At 68.5% G+C, this 15,832-nt stretch carries 16 protein-coding genes and 1 pseudogene; 3 read left to right on the top strand and 14 right to left on the bottom strand.

Annotated elements, in window-relative coordinates; all coding sequences use genetic code 11:
* From ABZV78_RS28800 to ABZV78_RS28770, 7 genes and pseudogenes are all read right to left on the bottom strand, one after another.
* Positions 1-526, bottom strand: a 526-nt coding sequence (locus tag ABZV78_RS28800) for an MFS transporter (protein WP_355643575.1), incomplete at its 3' end; no start/stop codon positions are given.
* Between the two features lie 184 nt (positions 527-710).
* On the bottom strand, positions 711-1,577 hold the full coding sequence (locus ABZV78_RS28795; RefSeq protein ID WP_355643573.1) for an aldo/keto reductase: 867 nt from the start codon (positions 1,575-1,577) through the stop codon (positions 711-713).
* A gap of 215 nt (positions 1,578-1,792) precedes the next feature.
* Positions 1,793-2,212, bottom strand: coding sequence for a hypothetical protein (locus tag ABZV78_RS28790; RefSeq protein WP_355643571.1), 420 nt, complete (start codon positions 2,210-2,212; stop codon positions 1,793-1,795).
* Between the two features lie 61 nt (positions 2,213-2,273).
* Positions 2,274-2,360: pseudogene (locus ABZV78_RS28785) on the bottom strand (helix-turn-helix domain-containing protein); the annotation flags it as partial.
* A 227-nt stretch (positions 2,361-2,587) separates the two neighbouring features.
* Positions 2,588-4,093, bottom strand: coding sequence for a protein kinase (locus ABZV78_RS28780; protein ID WP_355643569.1), 1,506 nt, complete (start codon positions 4,091-4,093; stop codon positions 2,588-2,590).
* A gap of 1,515 nt (positions 4,094-5,608) precedes the next feature.
* Positions 5,609-6,562: a PP2C family protein-serine/threonine phosphatase gene (locus tag ABZV78_RS28775; protein ID WP_355643577.1), complete on the bottom strand. Its 954-nt coding sequence runs from the start codon at positions 6,560-6,562 to the stop codon at positions 5,609-5,611.
* 5 nt (positions 6,563-6,567) lie between these two features.
* Complete coding sequence (locus tag ABZV78_RS28770) at positions 6,568-7,392, bottom strand: GAF domain-containing protein (protein WP_355643567.1); 825 nt, start codon at positions 7,390-7,392, stop codon at positions 6,568-6,570.
* A 421-nt stretch (positions 7,393-7,813) separates the two neighbouring features.
* Between ABZV78_RS28770 and ABZV78_RS28765 the strand changes: the two genes are divergently transcribed.
* Both ABZV78_RS28765 and ABZV78_RS28760 read left to right on the top strand, forming a co-directional pair.
* Positions 7,814-8,272 carry an ATP-binding protein gene (locus ABZV78_RS28765; RefSeq protein WP_355643565.1) on the top strand — a complete coding sequence of 153 codons (459 nt, stop codon included), beginning with the start codon at positions 7,814-7,816 and terminating at the stop codon, positions 8,270-8,272.
* On the top strand, positions 8,269-8,622 hold the full coding sequence (locus ABZV78_RS28760; RefSeq protein ID WP_355643563.1) for an STAS domain-containing protein: 354 nt from the start codon (positions 8,269-8,271) through the stop codon (positions 8,620-8,622). Before ABZV78_RS28765 ends, ABZV78_RS28760 begins: the two co-directional genes overlap by 4 nt.
* Before the next feature lie 391 nt (positions 8,623-9,013).
* Here ABZV78_RS28760 and ABZV78_RS28755 read toward each other — a convergent pair whose 3' ends face one another.
* From ABZV78_RS28755 to ABZV78_RS28730, 6 genes are all read right to left on the bottom strand, one after another.
* Positions 9,014-9,247, bottom strand: a complete 234-nt coding sequence (locus tag ABZV78_RS28755) for a hypothetical protein (protein ID WP_355643561.1) — start codon at positions 9,245-9,247, stop codon at positions 9,014-9,016.
* Positions 9,248-9,643: 396 nt separating this feature from the next.
* Complete coding sequence (locus ABZV78_RS28750; protein ID WP_355643559.1) at positions 9,644-9,991, bottom strand: TfoX/Sxy family protein; 348 nt, start codon at positions 9,989-9,991, stop codon at positions 9,644-9,646.
* Between the two features lie 12 nt (positions 9,992-10,003).
* Positions 10,004-10,978, bottom strand: coding sequence for a TIGR03086 family metal-binding protein (locus ABZV78_RS28745; RefSeq protein ID WP_355643558.1), 975 nt, complete (start codon positions 10,976-10,978; stop codon positions 10,004-10,006).
* Positions 10,978-11,298 (bottom strand): metalloregulator ArsR/SmtB family transcription factor, encoded by a 321-nt coding sequence (locus ABZV78_RS28740; RefSeq protein ID WP_355643556.1) that lies wholly within the window; start codon positions 11,296-11,298, stop codon positions 10,978-10,980. Before ABZV78_RS28740 ends, ABZV78_RS28745 begins: the two co-directional genes overlap by 1 nt.
* Positions 11,299-11,538: 240 nt before the next feature.
* Positions 11,539-12,534, bottom strand: coding sequence for a cytochrome d ubiquinol oxidase subunit II (locus ABZV78_RS28735; protein WP_355643554.1), 996 nt, complete (start codon positions 12,532-12,534; stop codon positions 11,539-11,541).
* Positions 12,531-13,958 (bottom strand): cytochrome ubiquinol oxidase subunit I, encoded by a 1,428-nt coding sequence (locus ABZV78_RS28730; RefSeq protein ID WP_355643552.1) that lies wholly within the window; start codon positions 13,956-13,958, stop codon positions 12,531-12,533. Before ABZV78_RS28730 ends, ABZV78_RS28735 begins: the two co-directional genes overlap by 4 nt.
* An 84-nt stretch (positions 13,959-14,042) precedes the next feature.
* On the opposite strand from ABZV78_RS28730, the gene ABZV78_RS28725 reads away from it, so the two are divergent.
* Complete coding sequence (locus ABZV78_RS28725; protein WP_355643551.1) at positions 14,043-14,258, top strand: hypothetical protein; 216 nt, start codon at positions 14,043-14,045, stop codon at positions 14,256-14,258.
* A gap of 207 nt (positions 14,259-14,465) precedes the next feature.
* On the opposite strand, the gene ABZV78_RS28720 is transcribed toward ABZV78_RS28725, so the two are convergent.
* Complete coding sequence (locus tag ABZV78_RS28720; protein ID WP_355643549.1) at positions 14,466-15,227, bottom strand: SHOCT domain-containing protein; 762 nt, start codon at positions 15,225-15,227, stop codon at positions 14,466-14,468.
* Positions 15,228-15,832: the final 605 nt, after the last annotated feature.

Below are 15,832 nucleotides of genomic sequence, written 5' to 3'. Positions count from 1 at the left end.
TGTGGGGCGCTGGAATGGGCGGCAGTGATGGCAGTCGGGTGATGATGGCGGCGCATGCCACGAAGCTGGTGGCGTTGCCGATGATCAGGGCCAGATAGGCGGCGCGGGTGTCCAGTTGCACTGCGGCGCCGGCGGCGAGGGCCCCGCAAGATCCGGCAAGGTTGGCGACCGAACGGAGATAGGCACGGTAGCGGGCCGGGTTTGTGCCGCCGAAGCCGCGCACCAGCGGGCCTCGAGACGCCCCGCCAGCTGAGTGAGCGAGCTGGGTCAGGCAAACCAGGACGACGAACAGCCAGAACGTGTGCACGAAGGCCAGGGCAGCCATGGTGGCGGCTCGGATGATGAGAGTGAGCAGGTAGATCTCGCGCGGGCCTCGCCGATCGGCGAGATGCCCCGTCGGGATCCCGGCGAGCATCCCGACGAGTGCTGCGATGCCCATGCCCAGGGCGACCTGCGTGAGGGGGAGCCCGGCGGAGCGGGTGAAGAAGAGCACGGCGCTGGCCATGAAGATGCCGCTTCCGAGCATATTGACGAAGGTCGCGATGGCTAGGACGCGCCGGGGGCCGTGGTCGGGGATGAGTCCTCGGGCAACGAGCCATGAGCTGTTCGGCGGTGGGACGGGAATAGGCGAGGTTGTCGCTGTCTGCAAAGTGACGGGGGGCCTCTCGTCGACGGTCGTGGGTTCGTTGCAGGGGCCCTGCCGGGCGCCGCTACTCGAGGCTGGCCAACTCCTCGGCAGACAGGCGCAACGCCCCGGCGGCCACGTTCTCGACCAGGTGGTCGGGGTTGCCGGTGCCGGGGATCGCCAGCAGATGTTGCCCGCGGCTGAGGCTCCACGCGATTCGTACCTGCGCTGGCGTCGCTCCGTGCGCGCGGGCGATGGCATGCACGGCCTCGTTGGTGGCCACGCCGCCAGCCTCACGTTTGTCCCCGGCGATCGCGAAGAACGGCACGAAGGCGACACCCTGCTCGCCGCAGGTGCGCACGAATTGGTCGTGCATGCGTCGGGTGTCGACGCCGTACGGGTTCTGCACGCACACCACCGGGGCGATCGCCTGTGCCTGCGCGAGGTGGTGCGGGCGGATGTTCGACAGGCCGAGGTGTCGGATGAGTCCGGCGTCGCGCATGTCGGCCAGCGCGCCGAAGTGCTCCGCGACCGAGTCCAGCCCGTGCTGCCGCAGGTTCACGACATCCAGATGGTCGCGGCCGAGCTGGCGCAGGTTCTCCTCGACCTGCCCGCGCAGCTGGTCGGGCCGGGCCAGCGGCAGCCACTCCCCCGAGGGGTCGCGGCCCGGCCCGACTTTCGTGGTGATGACCAGGTCATCGGCGTACGGCGACAACGCAGTGTTGATCAACTCGTTTGCCGACCGGAGCGGCGAGAAATAGAACGCCGCCGTGTCGATGTGGTTCACACCAAGCTCGACCGCCTGGCGCAACACGCCGACGACCCGGTCACGATCGCTCGCCGCGCTGCCGTCACGCGTCAGGCGCATCGCGCCGAATCCGATCCGGTTGACGGTCAAGTCGCCGAGCGTCCAGGTGCCTGCGGATCCCGCAGTGATCATGTTGATGGGCATGGGGGCGAACTTAGCCACCCCCGCTGACCTGCACAGTCGGTCGTCTGCCGGATACCGCTCGCGCAAGATCACTGCTAGTTTGTTTATCGTGGGAAGCAGTCCGCCGGGGCATCGTGGTGACAGCCCGAAGTTCATTCCGGCCCTGACCGCATCCGCGTTCCGCACGTAACGACAGGCCGTCCGAGGACGAGGCCCGACCTGGTCCTAGTGCCCCGTCATGCAGCCTCGAACGGGTAATCGGGGTGGCGGATCTTGGAGCCGGCGGCGAATGCGGTTTTGGGTTTGGCTCGGTGGTTGCGCCAGCGGATGTAGTAGCCGATGGCGGCGTCCTGTTCGGCGTGGGTGCGGTGGTCGGTGCCGTTGAGGGCGAAGTAGCGCAGGGCAGCGAACTCGACCTCGATCCAGTTCAGCCAGGACGCGTAGGTCGGTAGGAAGATCAGGTCTACTTGGTTGGTGGCGCACCAGGCGCGTTCGTGCAGGATCCGCCGGACGGCCTCGACGCTGATCGCGCTGATATAGCAGGCCTCGATGAGGTAGTCGCGCAGCTTCGACAGTGACCAGCAGGAGAACGGTTTGCCGAGGAAGCGGGGGGTCGCACCGGGCGATGACGCAGATCCAGTCGCGGGTCTGCTCACCGATCCGTCTCGGTGCGCCCCCGCTCCATTTTGGGTCCAACGCGTCGAACCCCCGCTCGTTGAAAGCGTGGATCACGTCCCGTACGTAGTCCTCGCTGGTCCTGAGCAAGCGAGCGATGTCCGGCGCCGGCTGCCCCTGGGCCGACATCAACACCACGATCGCCCGACGCAGCTTCACCGGATCCTTCGCGGTCCGGGTGATCCGCTGCAACCGCTGACCCTCGGCCATCGACACCTGCCGAACGAACACCCCCGGACGTCTGCCCACCGGCCACCACCTCCCACCGTGAACGATGAGGGACAGGCTGCCGGAGGAATCCTCAGAACGACGGATACACGATCAACGTTCAAAGACGAGGCAATAGCTCGACACCTCTACCGCAGTTCGGCGGCGATCCGGTTGGCGTCGGCGCTCAGGGCCTCGTAGCCGTCGGCGGTGAGCTTGCCGCCGCGTCGCAGCTCTTCGAGCTTGTCGCGCAGTTTCTTGAGCTGGTCCTCGGCCTGGTCCGGGTCGCTCTCGGCGATCTCCTTCGCGATCGCGTCGACCTTGGCGTGCAGGTCCCTCGCGGCATCGGGGTTCAACCGGCCGGATTCCACCTGCTCCCGGATCGACCGGCGCATGCTGGCGATCGGGTCAGCGGCTGGGGTCGGACTCGGCATACGGGAGGTGGCCCGAGCGCTCGGTGTCGGGCTGACCGGTTTGCGGGAGGCGGATGCGATGGCGCGTAGCGTCGGCGTGGCGGGTGCGACGGTGAGCGGCACGGCAGGCACGCGGGGCGCCACGGCGGTGGTGGCCGATGCCGGCGGGGTCGTCGGTCCCGCGATCGAGGTGTGGTCGTCGCGGTCGAGCAGCGTGACGCCGGTCAGGACGAGCAGCGCGACACCGAGCAGGGCCGCCGTCAGTAGCGGCCTGCGCCAGTATCCTGCCGGGCGGTGGTCCAGCCTGAGGCGTGCAGGGGCGAGTGCGTCCGGCCCGGGTGGAAGGTCGGCCATCGGCGTGGACCGTCCCGGCTGGTCCGGGTGCGCCGGCGTGACCGGCACGAGGGGAACCGGCGTGCCGGCCCGAGGCAGCAGGGCTGCGAGGCGGTCCCCGACTTCGACCGCGTCGCGCGGCCGGTCGGCGGGATCTTTGGCCAGCAGTTCGGCGGTCAGAGCGTCCAGTTCGGCGGGTACGTCGGGCCGGCGCTCGCGCAGCGGCTGGGGTGGCTCGTTGACGTGCTGATGCAGCACGCTGAGCTGCTCGCCGACGAACGGCGGGCGGCCGGTGAGCATGGCGTAGAGGGTGCAGCCCAGCCCGTACAGGTCGGTGCGGTGGTCCACCGGCTGGCCGAGGGCCTGCTCAGGAGACATGTAGGAGCTGGTGCCGAGCTTGGTTGCCGGCGCGGTGAGGGCCTTTTCCTTGTCTGCCCCAGGGAGGCGGGCGATGCCGAAGTCGCAGATCTTCACTGTGCCGGTGGCGGTGACGATCAGGTTGCCGGGCTTCACATCACGGTGCACCACCCCGGCCGCGTGCGCGGCGGCGAGGCCATCGCAGGTCTGAACGACGACCGACAATGCCTGCAGGAGGGTGAGCGAGCCGTCGGCGATCAGCGCGGACACGGTCCGCCCCTCCACCAGTTCCATGATCAGGTAGGAGTCGTTCTCCTCGGTGCCGAAGTCGTGGACGGCGACGATGTGCGGATGGGTCAGCCCAGCCGCCGCGCGGGCCTCGCGGTCGAAGCGTTCCGCGGCCATCGGTTCCTTCAGGCCGGCCGCGGCGAGCACCTTGATCGCCACCGGGCGGTCCAGACGCAGGTCGCGACCACGCCACACCTCACCCATGCCGCCGCTGCCCAGTAGCTCCTCGCACCGGTAGCGGCCATCCAGCAGACGTCTCAGCACAAGGCCTCACTGCTCCAACCCTGCGCGCCGCTACACCCGGGGGTCGGTGACGCGACGGCCGGCATCGGGGTCATCGGACGAGCCAGTTGGTCATGGTGGACGGTCCCCAAGCTGGTCAACGCGCCACCGCCACCGAGGAAACGAGCGCCTGGCGTCGCCGACAGCTTGGAGGAACCCCAACGAAGGACGGGACGATCGCCGGTTGAGCAGGGCGGGTCCGGTCAGTGGTGGCGGTGGGTGACGCCGATTCAGGCCGGCGCCCGTCCCGTAACGGCACCGGCACGCGCAACGCCTCTTGTCATGAGAGACCGGGCTGAAGCACAACCCGGCGGAAGGGGATTCCAGCCCTGGGTCCTTCCGATCGAACAAGGCGCATAGGAAGCACGAATGGTTGAGGCGACACACCCAGCTTCGGAACCCAGGTCACGCCAGCGTTCCGCGGCTGCCACCTTGCCGGAACCCGCGACGGTCACCCCCACCGACGTAGAGAGTGCTTCCCAGGTGGCACAGCCGGACCCCGGAGAAGGCGAAGCCAGCACCTGCGAGCACTGTGGGCAGCCCCTGTTCAGAGACTGGCTCTGGGGATGGATGCACGAGGGCCGCCGATACCTTTGCCAGGATCCGGCCACGGGGGAGTTGCTGTGTCAGCCCGCAACGCCCAGCTAGGGCCCGCTTAGGGCTGTCCGCCGCAACCCCGCGATTCCTGAGGAGTCGCCAAGATCCAGTTTGTCGCCTCGACCGTCAAGCTGCCGGGGTCAGATCCAGCAACGATGGCCAGCCGCCGCACGAGTGCCGTTGGGATCCGGTCGGCATGGTCCTGGCCGGCAAACTCGTCACCGCAGACGACCTCCACTACGTGATCTTCTTTCCCAACCGGCTGCTCGGCTTGCTTGGTCACGGCCGCGGCCGACGTCCCTGATCCCCAGTGCGTTCGACACGGGCACCTCCTCAGCGGCCTTGCCGTCGCAGGTTGGCGAGGGCCGACAGCACTCACCGGAGCGCAACTCGCTCACCTCCTGGGCAGATAGGCGGGGCGCGTTCGGGTAAGGAGCCAATGACGCAAGGGCCAAATACCGCGGAGAGTAGAGGGTTTGAGAGGTGGCAGGTCATGACATCGGTCGGCCAGCGAATCAAGGGTTTGCTGAACAGCCCACAGGGGCGCAAGATGATTGACCGTGGGCGGCGCGAGGCGGCCAAGCCGAGCACCCAGGCGAAGCTACGGCAATTCGCAGCGCGGATGACGGGAGGACCATCTGGCCGCCGCTGACGGCGAGAGTGGTGCACGCCAGTCGGATGTGCGCGATTGGGACGTCGGAGCGGATGGAACGAGGTGTGTGCCAGCACGGGCCTGTTGGGCGTGCTCACCCTTGCAGACCGGCAACCCCTCGGACTACGCCGAGGCCGCGCTGCTGACATCCGCCCAACCAAGGCCTGCGGGCCATGAACATCGCAGAGGCTCCCACTTCGTCAGGCTGGCGAAATGGCTGCACTGGTGGGCGACGAACGAGTCGACCTCTACGCCGATTCCTGGCTACGTAGTTCACGCCTCCGAGGTGCCCTGTCCATGTCGGAGGAAGGCTCGCTCGGTACGCGCAGCGCGAGGACGGCGATGTCGTCTTCGTGGGTTGGGTCGGGGACGGTGGCGAGGACTGTGTCTACCAAGTCATCCAGGGGAAAGTGTGCGTGGTCGGCAAGACACGAGCGTAGGCGTGCAAGACCTTCTTCGAAGGTCTCGGAGCGTCGCTCGATCAGCCCGTCGGTGTAGAGAAGCAGTGTTGAGCCAGGGGGCAGCGACTGCTGGTGGTTGGCGCGGCCGACGAAGCGGCTCGCCCCGAGTAGCAGATCCCGGGCTGGCAGTGTCCGCACGCTGCGGTCGGCGTGGAGGAGGATGGGCGGTGGGTGACCGGCGTTGGACCACCGCAGCAGGTAGGCCCCGTCCGGCGTCACATCGACGTAGGCAAGGAACACTGAGGCGATCGAGTGGCTGCCGAGAGAGTGATTGGCGTTGTCAAGTCGGCGTAGTAGCGCGGACGGTGGTTCGTTCCGGTCGACGAGGTAACCGCGCAGGATGGCCCGGAGCTGCCCCATCTGCGCTGCGGCGCCGATGTCGTGTCCGGCGACGTCCCCGATAACAACGGCGAGGCCGTCGTTATCAATCTTCACCGCGTCATACCAGTCCCCGCCGACCTGATCGCGGTGATGGGCCGGCTGGTACCGGGCCGTCATCTCCAGCGGGTCGAATCGGGGAAGTTCGGTGAGCATGGCCCGCTGCAAGATCTCAGCGGTGACGACGCGATCGCGAAGGTGGCTGGCCCGTCGTACTGCGTGGGCGACGTAGCCGGCGAGTGAGGTGAGCGTGGCCCGTTGGTCGACCTCAAGGGGATGGGGTTGCGACCAGGCGAAGAACAGGGTGCCAGTGACTTCACCGCTGCCCGGCAGAGGGGCGGCGGCAACGGCACTCCAGCCCATCACCTCTACTGCGTCGGCCAGATGGGGGTAACTGGCAAGAATCGATGCCCTGTCACCCAGGAAGACGGCGTGCCGCTGCGGACGGCGTCGGCCGCCGGCAGTCGGTCGCTGAGCGAAGTGGGCAGCCATGCCGCAACCGCCGGCGGCACATCGCTGGACCCGATCAGCCCGATTCTCCGCTCCTCTCGAACCAGCAGCCCGACATAGGACGGGTCGAACGCGCGGCTGACAAGATTCCTCACGGCAGCGACGATGTCGTCAAACGTCTCCGTGTCGGCCAATGTGGTGCTGGCGGAGAGCAGGACCTGACTACGGTCAAACGCCAGCGTCAACCGATCGGACAGCCGCTCTACCGCGGACTGGGCGGCGACCCTCGCCTCCAACTCGCGCTGGGCTCGGCCGGCGATGATCCGTAGGCGCAGCTTCGCCGAACAGGCGGCGGCCAGATCAGCCAGAAGGTCCAGCTCAGCATCCGACCAGATCCGGGGCGAGGTGTCGATCGCGCACAGGGAACCGAGAGTGTTCCCCTCGTCGTCGAACAGCGGCATCCCGGCGTAGCCCACCACGCCGAGATCCTCGATCGCCGGGGTGTCGCAGACCCGGTCGTCGCCCCGAGCATCGGTGATCACGAGCGGCTTCGCCGACGTCACCACCCGTTGGCACAAGGAGTGGCTCAGCGGTATGTGGCGGGTGGTCATCCACGGCAGGCCCAGCCCGGCCGCGCCGGGGAAGTACTGACGGACGTCATCGACCAGAGATACCAGAGCCACCGGAACGCCGATGACCTTCGCGACCATGCGAGCGAAGCGATCCAACGCCAGGTCCGGCACAGCCGCCAGCCCAGTGGCTCGTACCGAGGCTAGCCGGGCCTCATCGTCCAACAACCTGCTACCAGCCCGCCTCTCAAGTGCCCCGACCGACCCGACCGGGGACGGCGCTCGGCCAACCTACCCGACGGGCACCTCCCGACCAATCGTCTGGCAGCCAGGCCACGCCGCTGCACGGCCAGTCGAGTTCCCCGGGCCGTCACCACACCTCCGGAGGACAGTCGTGAGTGACCAGCGACAACCATTGGCGACGACGTTTGCCCAGGCAGCACAGCGTGAACGTCCCCGTGACCGGGCCAGCCGGAGGCTTCTTGGCTAGTTGGTGAACTGCTGGCTTTCTCAGACCGAACCGGTGCGAGAGATAAGTCGGCAAGTACCTCATGCTGCGGAGGCGGGGGACGGGCGGGGGGTGTACGGTTCCGCCATGGTCGACGGTACAGATGCGGACGAAGATGCCTCGTCAACATCGCCGGCGATCACGTACGGTGACCCGCTATTGACGGCGCGCATCACGGCGGACCGGGTGACCGAGCTACGTCACAAGGTCGCCGCCGTCGCCGCGGCCGTCGGCCTGACCGGGACGAAATTAGAGGACTTTGTGCTGGCGGTGCACGAACTGGTCGCGAACGTCGTCCGTCACGGCGGCGGCTTCGGAGAATTGCTGTTACACCGCTACCAGGACCGGGTGACATGTCGAGTTTCCGATCACGGCCGAGGAATGAACACAGCCGTGCCTGAGTTGCCTAGACCCGACCGTCCCGGCAACCGCGGCCTCTGGCTCGCGCAGCACCTCCTAGCCAGCGACCTAGTCCTGCACAGCACTCCGCACGGACTGACCGCCACCGTCAGCATCACCATCACTCCAAGCGAGGCGGCCAAGTGATCAGCCATGACGAACCATGGCAGTGGCATGCCGAGACGCATGCGGACCGCACGGTGGTGAGCCTGGCGGGCGAGCTGGACGTAAGCAGCGCCGACGAGCTGCGCGGCCTGTTGTCCGACACGATCCGCGCGACCGCCGTAGTCGCCGTCGACCTGAGCGCCCTGACGTTCATCGACTCGACGGCCCTCAGCGTGCTCATCTGGGCGCACCAGGAAGCGGCCCACGCTGGTGGATCTCTGACCGTGCACAATCCGACCGGTCACGTCCGGCGGGTCCTCGATGTCACTGGCGTCCTACCGCTGCTCGGGCCAGACGACGAGCCGGGAACAGTCAGGGCAGTCGCGCCATAACGCCCGACGGGTAGCTACGGAAGTAGCCAAGGCGGGAATTCGGCGGGATGGTGCCGGACGGTCAGTGGACCGAGCAACCAGCGTAGGGCCAGGCTGACCCGGCGCGGCCCGGTCCTGGCAATGTGGGGGACAGACGGGGCACCATCACGGGTCGCAGCGGCGCCGTTGGTCAACTCGTCCGGCGTCGGTAGGCCAAGATCGTGAGGGCGGCTGCGGCGCCGGAGGCCGCGAGGACCGGCACGGGGTTTGGCGCGTATCGCGGTGCTGACCTCTGCTGTCATGGCACGGGCGGAGGTTGCCTCGGTGGACTCGGTCTTGCCGGTGGTCTGGGCACCGGCTGAGGCCGAGCCGCGTGCCTTGGCCATGGCCTGACCGGCCTTCTGCTTGGCCATTACGGCCCGCTGGGAGGCTTCTGGCTCACCGTGCGGAACCTCTGCGTTGCCGAGGTCTTCGCTGACCGGCTCGCTGTGGTCAAGCGCTGCCGAAGTCCATCGGCCGCTGAGGTGGCCTTGCCGCCGAGGCGGGCCTTGACGTCGGTCTTGGCCGCCAGGGCGGCGACGGTTTCCCCCAGCTCCGCCAGCTCCTCGGGAACATCGGTTCCGAGCCTGGTGGCGAGAATCTCCAACTCCCGATCGCTGGCAACACCGGGGAGCGGCCTTGTCGGGTCGCGAGGCAGACGTGGGAGCAAGTGGCCCACTCGGACTTGGTCGCCGTGTTCTTCTGCTGGCCCGGCCACGGCCGCAGCCTACTGACGTGCTGGTGTCGCGGTCGAGCTGCTTGCTGGACGGCCAACAGGCCCTGTGGAAACATCCGTCGTCCTTACTTTCCGCAGGTCATGGCCGTTCTGCCTCGTTGATCGTGCTTGATTGACCTCCTAGGGAAGACCGAAGGTGTCGCCTTCCGGCGGGCTCATGTCCATCGGGCGACATCCTTCATGCCGCCGGGCGAGCGGACGTCGCCCGACGTCCGCTCGCCGGGCGGCGGTAGGCGCGCCGCGTTGCGTCGCCGACCGCTGTTGCGGCTATTTCTTCTTTTTGTGCTTGGGCGGCAGCGTCGCGACGTACGCCTGTGCCTTGTTGACCCACCGGGTCGCCTGTTCGGCGGTGACTGACGAGGGCAGGGACAGGTATCCACCCATCGGCCGTTCGGGTGGGCCGAAGGGTCCCGCTCCCTCGAACGTCGCCAGTTCGGCCAGGTCGTCGGCGGCGAGTTTCACGCCGACCGACGAGCCGAACAGGCCGGCGAACATGTTGCCGTTCACGAACGCGCCGAGGTTGCCGAACATCGGCTTGACCTCGACCCCGGGCACATCCGGGATGAGGGAGCGGAAGAACTGCTTGTCAGCCTCGGTGGGCTTGGGCATCTGCATGGTCGGATCCGGTCAGGCAGCCACGGGGCGGCGGCCGGCGAAAGCGGCGAGCCGCTCCATCGGGTCGGCGTCGGTAAACGGGGGGACCTCGTCGGCGAACGAGTGACCGCGGCCGCCGGGGACGATCTGCTCGGCGAGCTTGTGGACGTAGGCCACGACCTCGTCACTGACGACCAGGGCGTTGCCGCTGCCCTGGGCCATGTCCCACGCGTGCAGCAGGAACTCCACCGGCATGATGCTCGCTGCGAACCTGGCCGGCATCTCGCCGCCGCCGGGGAAGGGAACGGTGCCATCGAGACCGCGGGCGCGCCAGCCCTCGATGGCCTGCGCCGCCATGGTGGCCATCCGGTTCTCCAGGGATCCCGTCTCGGGGTTCACCACCTCGACGCCGGCCATCGCGCCGAAGGCGACCATGGAGCCGAACAGGTGCTCGGCGAGGTCGTGGCAGGAGAATTCCGCGCAGGGGGTCTGCTTGGGTCGGTCGGCGGAGGTCAGCTGGCGCAGGACCGTCTGCAGCACGGCCAGGGTGGCCTCGGCGGCGGACAGTTCGTCGAGCCGCTCGGGGGCGGCGGACCACTCGTCCGGGCCGGCGTCGCCGGCAACGGCGGCCTTCTCGAGACGGCCGAGGTAGTGGTTCCATCCCTCGGCGTGCATCGCCGCCTGCTCGTCGGTCAGCCCCTCGTGGGTGAGGGTGACCCGGGTGCCGTCGGCGACCGGCTCGAGCGCGATCGTGACGGTCGAGGCGTCGGGGGCGAGGTCCGGGTTGCCTTCCCAGCCCCAGCCGAAAACGACCCGCTTGCCGGGCTCGATCTCCCGGAAGGTGCCGGAAGCCACATGGCCGGGGGTGATGGTCCAGCGGTAGTCACCGCCCACGCGCAGGTCGACCCGGGCGGACACCGTCTGCCAACGACGCAGCCGCTCCGGCTCGGTGATCAGGGCGAATGCCTCGTCGATGTCGACGGGAAGGACGACGGTCTTCGTGAACATCAGTGGTCTCTCTCAATCCGTTGAGACTTCAGGGTGCGCGCGTCGGCGACCAACAGATCGAGCTCGGCGGTCCAGAACCGGTCGATCTCGGCCTGCAGCTGACGGAGCCCCTCGGGAACGACGCGATAGATGCGCTCGCGGCCGACCTTCTCGGCCTGCACCAGACCAACTTCCGCCAGCAGCAACAGATGCTGGGAGATCGCCGACCGGGTGACCGTGAACTCCGCCGCGATGCTGCTGACCGTGCGCGGCTGCGACGCGAGCAGCTGCAGGATGCGTCGCCGGGTGGGCTCAGCTGCGGCAGACAGCGCGTCGATCACGGAAACACGTTAGCGTTGACTAACGCTTTTCGTCAAACGCACACCACCTGGGCCAAGTCCCGGGGGACCACGTCTGACAGAGGATCAACGCCTACCCAACTTCAACCGGCATGTTGAAGACGCCCTGGTCGACCTCAGATGAGGCATACCGTGCGTTTTGCGGAGCGTAGGGCGTGCGGTTGACCGACGGGTGGGCTGGACGGCCGGCCGCGGTCCGGCACGGCGCCAGCGTGAACTGAGTCAGGCGGTGTCCAGCCGACCGCGCTGGTGCAGGACGAACAGCAGCGCCATGGAAGGCACGACGAGCAGGAGCGCCGCGGCGGCGACGAGGGTGAGCGACGCCAGGGTGGCGTCGGGAGCTGCGGCCTCGTCGAGGCGCAGGTGGGTGCCCAGCAGGTACGGGTACTGGGCGACGCCCCAGCCGACCACCACCGTGCCGGCCGCGCCGACGGCCAGCGCCTGCAGCAACCGCGGTTCCGCCCGATGAAGCAGCGCGATGCTGGCCAGCCCGGATGCCGCGGAGATCAGCACCAACGGCAGGCCGCGGCCGGTCAGCCCGTCGAACAGGCGCCCGGCGTCGGCGTGCAGGACGGCGATCCCGGCCAGCGCCACGGCGCCGGTCGCCACGGCGCTGGCCTGGGCCCGACGGCGGAACCAGCCCTCCAGGTGGGCGTCAGCGCGGGTACGGGCTTCGGCGGTGAGGAACACCGCGGCGACGAACGCGCACACCCCGACCGCGAGCACTCCGCCGAGCAGCGACGTCGGGTTGACCCAGCTCGTCACGGGATCGCCGTGCCCGTCGGCGGGCACCCGCCCGGAGGCGATTCCACCGGCGATCGTGCCGAAGAAGAACGGCGTGATCACTGACGAGGTGGCGAACGCCGCCCCGGTCGCCCGCTGCTGGTCGGTCTTCACCACCACCTTCCGGAACGCGAACCCGCTGCCGCGGACCACGATGCCCAGGGCGGCCAGGCCCAGCGGAATGTAGAGCGTGGTCATGATCGCGGCGAACGCGGACGGGAAGCCGGTCCAGAGCATCACCAGGCAGAAGATCAGCCACACGTGGTTGGCCTCCCACACCGGGGCCAACGTCTGATCGATCAGGTGCCTTGGGTCTCGCCCACGTCGCGCACCACCGGCAGTGAGATCCCAGAAGCCGGCACCGTAGTCCGCGCCGCCGAGCACGGCGTAGGCGGTGACGCCGATGAACAACACGACGGCGGCGAACGTACTCATGCCTGACCTGCCGCCGGCGTGGCCTCCGGACCCCGGGCCGGGCCGTAGGGCACGTCCGTCTCGGTCGCCCCGCCCTGGTCGCGCCAGCGGCGGCGCAGCAGTCGCAGGACGTACACGGTGGTGGCGCCGACCGCGACGTACAGCGCGACGGTGGCGGCGAAGAACAGCCACAGGTTGCCGGATGTGGTGACTGCGTCCCGGGTGAGGAGGTGACCGGTGACCGTCCATGGCTGCCGGCCGACCTCGGTGACCACCCAGCCCGCCTCCAAGGCCACCACCGCGAGCACGCCACTGATCGTGGTCGCCCGGAGGAACCATCTGCTGCGTGGCAGGTCACGGCGGCGCCACCAGGCCAGGGCGTACCAGGCGGAGAGTCCCAGCAGCGCCGTGCCGATGCCGACCATGACGTCGAAGCTCAGGTGGACGATCGTGACCAGGCGGTCCGGCGGTCGAACCTCGGCGGGGATCGCGTCCAGGCCCTGGATGCGGGTGGACGGCGAGTAGCCGGACAACAGCGACGCCCCCGAGGGAATCTTGATGCCGCCGTGCACCTTCCCGTTCGCGTAGTAGCCGCCCAGCACCTCCGGCACGTGGGTGCCAGTGGTCGGAACGGCCTCGATCGCGGCGAACTTCGCCGGTTCGTTCCGGTAGACCTCGCGCGCGGCGATGTCGCCGACGAAGATCTGCAGCGGGGTGACCAGCGCCGCGACGGTCAGCGGTATCGCCAGGCCGAGCCGGTGGTACCGGTCGCGGCGGCCGCGCAGCATCCCGGCGGCGTACACGCCGGCGACGACGAACCCGGCGACCATGTACGCGGCCAGCAGCATGTGGATGGCCTCGAACCCGAATGCCCCGTTGAAGATCACCTCCAGCGGGCGGACCTCGACGATCTTGCCGTCCCGCATGGTGAATCCGCCCGGCTGGTTCATCCACGCGTTCGCCGCGACCACCGACAGCGTGCCGCCGATCCCGGAGAGCACCACCGGCACACCGGTCCAGAAGTGCGGCCATGGTCGCATCCGCTGCCACCCGAAGACGTAGATGGCGACGAAGATCGCCTCCAGGAAGAAGAACAGACCCTCGATCGCGAACGGGATGCCGAACGCCGCGCCGTAGGTGCCCATCAGTCGCGGCCAGAGCAGCCCGAGCTCGAACGACAGCACCGTCCCGGATACCGCGCCGACGGCGAACAGCACCGCCGCCACCTGCGACCAGCGGCGGGCCAGCAGCAGCGCGGTCTCGTCGTTCCGACGAATGCCTCGGGCGTTCGCGATCAGCATCAGGAAGGTGAAGGCCACCCCGAACGGCACCAGGATGATGTGGAAGCCGAGAGTGAAGGCCATCTGCTCGCGCGCCGGCAGCAGCTGCGCCGGATCGGCCGGCGCCAGGCTGGCGCCGACCGTCACCAGTGACAGACCAGGCATGGCCCGTGCTACCCGGTCACGGCTGCCGGAAACGCACCGATGGGGTGAATATCAGGCAGATGCAGGGAAACGGGCGGCTGCCCCTTGGGCACGCATCCCCGCCTGATCTTCGGAGCCACCAGCCACGACGTAGCCACCTACGGCTTCGAAGACCTCCAGTTCTACCGCGAGGTCGCCCAACCGGCCGAGCGCCGGTCGCTGCGCGAAGAGGTTGCCGAAGGAGCCCTCCGGGACCAGGCCGTTGACGTACTACGCAAGTTGGCCGACATGCTGTCCTCACCGGTCGAGCCGAAGTTCTGACGAGGCCCCTTGTGACAAGGCCCCTTGTCCTCCGTCGACTGATGTGCGACACGTGTCCGCCAACTGATCTGCGACCCCTCAGCGCGCTGATCGCGGCATGTGGGGGCGTTACCGCGCAGCGGCTGATGGCGGGAGGCAGGAGTGTGACCCTGAGGGCGCAGCTGCGTCTCCCGCCGGGCGGATACCAGCATGTCTGACGTGCTGGTATCAGGGGCCACCGAGCAGTTGCTGGCGAGCCGCAGCGAACTCCTCGTCGGTCAACTCGCCGCGTTGATGCTGCCCGACCAGCACCGACAGTTGGGAAGTCTGGCCGCCGATCGGACGGGCTGCCCCAGCGACCGGCGCTTGCGCCGAGTCGCCCAGGTGGTGAGTAGCTGGCGGCGGGCCGCCCAGGTGGTGAGTAGCTGGCGGCGGGCCGCCCAGGTGGTGAGTAGCTGGCGGCGGTGCCAGCTGTCTGGCCGGACGGAAGAAGCGGTTGGCTGAGGGTCGCGCGAGCAGCACGACGACGACGATCAAGGCGAGCATCGCGAAGAGGGCAAAGCCTGCGCTGAGGTACTGATAGGCCGGCGGGTACGCGGCCGGTAACCGCTGGACGAACGTGTGAGTTCCGGAGGCGTCACGGCTGAGGGCGGACACGTAGGCGATTCCGCTGAAAGCGGGCGTACCAGCTTGGCCCAGCCCGCAGAAGTTGCACGTCAGGGACAGACCGATCGCGATCCAGGCGATGATGCGGCCCGCGAAGTGCCCCGCACGCACCGAGGCCGCGATACCCAGTAGGACCAGTGCTGCCACGGCGGTGATCAACGCCGCGACGTAGGGCAATGCCGAGGTCAGTGGCTTGAGAGCGTCAAAGGCACGTGGGTCGACCTCGGAGGCGTTCAGTGCCTCGCGCACACGGTCCGGGTATGCAGCTGCCCCAGCGACGACTGCCACCGCGTCTGCGAGATACCCGGCGGCCACGACGGCCATCAGAGCCACTGCAATCGTTACCGACCGCGGCCTTCCACCGACCTCCGCCCGATCCACCATCGGCACTCCCTCCTCAACGGTTGCCGGTGACGCTAGCAGCGGCCGTCTATGGGACGCGATCGCCGCCTCGACACACTCTCGACATGGCAGCACGTTTCGTCGGCGGCCAACCCTGGCCTCTAGGTCGCTGGATCTGTCGCACCTCCGTTGGCGGACGACTGTCGCGGATCTGTTGTCGGATCACATGTGACAAGGCCCCTGCACTGCCGAATTGACCTCTTAGGGATCAAGGCGGCCCGCAAGCGGGCCGCGCCGGCCCGGCCCCGGCCTGCTGGCGACCTCCGGCCGGCATCGGCCGGGCCGGCCGGCCACGCTTGAGAGTCACAGGATCAGAAGACCTCGGGGCTCCGCCCCGAACCCCGGCCCTCCTCAGAGATGCTGCCGCGGATCTCCTCGCCGGGCACCACAAGGGCTACCAGCCTCCCCGGACGGGGACCAGGTCGTTCGTCCGGTAGGGCGCTCCACCTTGTCCCCGTCCGGGGAGGCTGGACGGTCAGAGACTGCCCGACGAGGAGATCCGCCAACTAGCCGGCGGCCAATTTGCG

Origin of the sequence: Micromonospora sp. NPDC004540 (genome assembly GCF_040610095.1) — a bacterium.
In the GTDB taxonomy this organism is placed as follows: Bacteria; Actinomycetota; Actinomycetes; order Mycobacteriales; family Micromonosporaceae; genus Micromonospora.
Note: the sequence above shows the minus strand (reverse complement) of the source record. Positions and strands in the feature narration are given on the sequence as shown.